The organism is Aestuariivirga sp. (genome assembly GCF_041738905.1).
Taxonomy (GTDB): Bacteria; Pseudomonadota; Alphaproteobacteria; order Rhizobiales; family Aestuariivirgaceae; genus Aestuariivirga.
The window spans coordinates 1-2,763 of record NZ_JBGSOZ010000037.1; the positions used below are offsets into that span (position 1 = coordinate 1).

Below are 2,763 nucleotides of genomic sequence, written 5' to 3' on the forward strand. Positions count from 1 at the left end.
CGTTTATTTGCCTTGCTCGAATGAAGCTCCAAACAGAAATCGCCGAGGCCAGCAGCAACCAAGCGCTTATAGACAACTTCAAGCGCGGCCATCTTTTCCGAGACAAAGAGGACTTTGCGCCCCAGAGCGATATTATGGGCAATGATGTTGCCAATCGTCTCGGACTTTCCAGTGCCTGGCGGACCTTCGAGCACGAAATCGCCATCAAGGCCGGATGCATGAATTGCAACAATCTGGCTGGAATCTGCATTCAGCGGTGCAAAGATTGAAGAAGCCTCAACCTTTCGATCAATTTCCTTTGGGTCAAGGAACTTGGTCCCGCTTGGGTAAGGGTCTCGTGGTGTTTCAATGAGATGACGAACAAACGGCGTTCCCTTTAGTGTCTCAGTCCGATCCGTCAGGTCTTTCCACATCAAATACTTTGCAAAGGAAAAGGTGCTGAGGAAGACTTCTTCGACAACCTCAAACCCGGGGACGTCCTTTACCTTGTGCCGAACATGGTTCCAAATGCTGCGAACATCGATACCGCTGCGGTCTTTCGGTAATTCGCCTGACAACTCGGAAAGGTTGATGCCGAAATCCTGGCGAAGCATCTGCAAAAGGGTAAGGTTGAAGACAGTGTCGTCATCGTGGCGCAGAATATAGGGCTTTGACCTTGCGCTGGCGCGGTCGAGGCGCACCGGCATCAGGATCATCGGCGCGCTGTACCTGGTCTTGTCGCCAGATGGGGTCCAGCGCAGCATACCAAGTGCAAGAAACAGCGTGTTGCTGCCGCCTTCTTCGAGATCCGCCTTTGCCTTGCGGTAGAGCTCGATCGTGCCCTTCTCGAGCTGTTTTTCATCTGTGTTGGCGACGATCTCTCCGCGCTCCATTGCGTCGCGAGCGAAGTTCACGGACCAGTCATCACCGGTTCGGAGACGAAAGAGTGCCTCGTCGGCTTGCGAAGCCGCATCACGACGTGCAGGCGGCGCTATGATACGGATCCGCTTTCCTTCAGCGATCTTGTCTTCCAGTACAGATGGGTCAGGACAGAAGATCGGAATCGCCGAAGCAGAAGGTTTCAGGTTCAACAGGCGATTGCGCTTGGAAAGGTCCAGCAGGCTGCGACGCCAGATGGCCAGGCGTTCCTCTGGTGTTCTTTCGGCTTCGTCCAGCTCTACGGGCGGATCGAAGACGGGCAAGTCGGGCGGTAGGTCCAAGGGCGGCGCTGCGCCACGTGGTTGCGCTGCGCCAGTAGGCGTATCGGTCATGCCTGCAAGTGAGGATAGTGGTTGAATTCCCCGCCGCCGAGCCTGACGAACATCAACGGCATAGACGAACTGCGCATCGTTCTCTTCGGCAAGTTGGCGTTCCGCCTCGGCGATTGCCTTTGTGAAGGGAATAGGGTGGCCAGTCGTGGCAAGTGTCGTTTCGAAAATCACCAATTCCTTCATGGCGATAGCTTTTCTGACGATGATCGGATCATCAACTGTCAGGGTCGGAAAGTACTGAGGCTGCAACCAGGCACCCGCAAGCGCATGCTCTTTTGTAAAAACGACCACCGGGTGCAGTCCTGCCTGCTCGAACGCCGCAGCAAAAAGAAGTGCTGTATCAAGACATGTCGAAAGTCCGGTCTTTTCGATCTCGGATGGCAATCGGATCTTCTGGCCGGTGGTTTCGAAACTGGCGGGCGGAACGGCATAGGTGATGGCGCGCGCCGAGACTGCCGCCCAAACTCCAGACATTACCTCCCAAACACGCTCCCTCGACTTCTTCTGGTAACCATCGATCGAGCCGTCCCTGCCACTGCTGGTCAGAATGCCGGAGCTTTCCTTCAACAGATGCTGAACGGTGCCATCGTTCGGCGTCACAAAGGCTGCCAGTAGTTCCGGCATAAAGCGGGAACCGCCCCATTCGTTTCGCGCCAAGGCTTCGACGGTCATATGCTCCTCAGCCAGCACCAACTCTCCTTGGCGCAGCGTGAATGTCACGTCAGACCGTAGCCTGTCCGTCAGTTTGTCGAGCAGCCCACCGGCCAGCGGCACACGCACGTCCTTTGGCCGGAGCTGAGACCTGGCAGCGATCCGGTCAATCGTCCAAGTGCGTTCGCCGAGGACTGCGGGATCCGACTTGACCGTGAGGGTCAGGCTCTCAAGGTCGTCGTCAGAGTTGTTCTCGACGGCCAAGTCGAGGATCGTCGGAACGTCGTTCTGGTGCGATGCAAAGGTAATTTTCGGTGCCAAAGTAGCTCGAATATGGGCCGCTGGCGAAGGAGCAGGTTCGGCGGATTCGCTTGGATGATCAATCAGTTTATCCGTCACAACCCGCACCTCGTTTGCAAACCTTGTGCTTTATTACCAGCCCATCATAGGCGGCCCCAAAGGATTTCCTCAACCTGTAGTTTTGAGCATTGATCGCAGGGTTCGCAAAGCCATCCGCTGGCAGCGTGCCACTGGCATCAGACCTGACATAGCAAATCGCGCTGCAACGGAGCGAATTCATTGACCAACCAGTTCTGGCATTATGGCTTTTGCGTGCTTGGTGACGATATCCTGCACATCAGATGGCTTGAACGCGACATCCCAAGCCCACTGCCCAAATCCGCCGGTTCCATTGATCGCCTTGACCCATTCACTCAAGGCATCGCGCTTGGCCTTGTTCTGTGGGCTGTCAGTTCCCTTGATCTCGAGTGCCAGCATCTTGCCGCTGGCCAGTCTGACAAGGAAGTCCGGAACATATCGACGGCGCGAGCCGGCCCACATGTACTGGATCTGAAATCCAAGA

Annotated in this window: 2 protein-coding genes; both read right to left on the bottom strand. The window is 55.8% G+C overall.

Features of this window, described 5'->3' with window-relative positions:
- A partial coding sequence (locus tag ACEW8Q_RS02945; RefSeq protein ID WP_373502559.1) for a DUF4011 domain-containing protein occupies positions 1-2,300 on the bottom strand: 2,300 nt, incomplete at its 3' end.
- 177 nt (positions 2,301-2,477) lie between these two features.
- The coding region (locus ACEW8Q_RS02950; protein ID WP_373502560.1) for a hypothetical protein at positions 2,478-2,763 on the bottom strand (286 nt) is incomplete at its 5' end.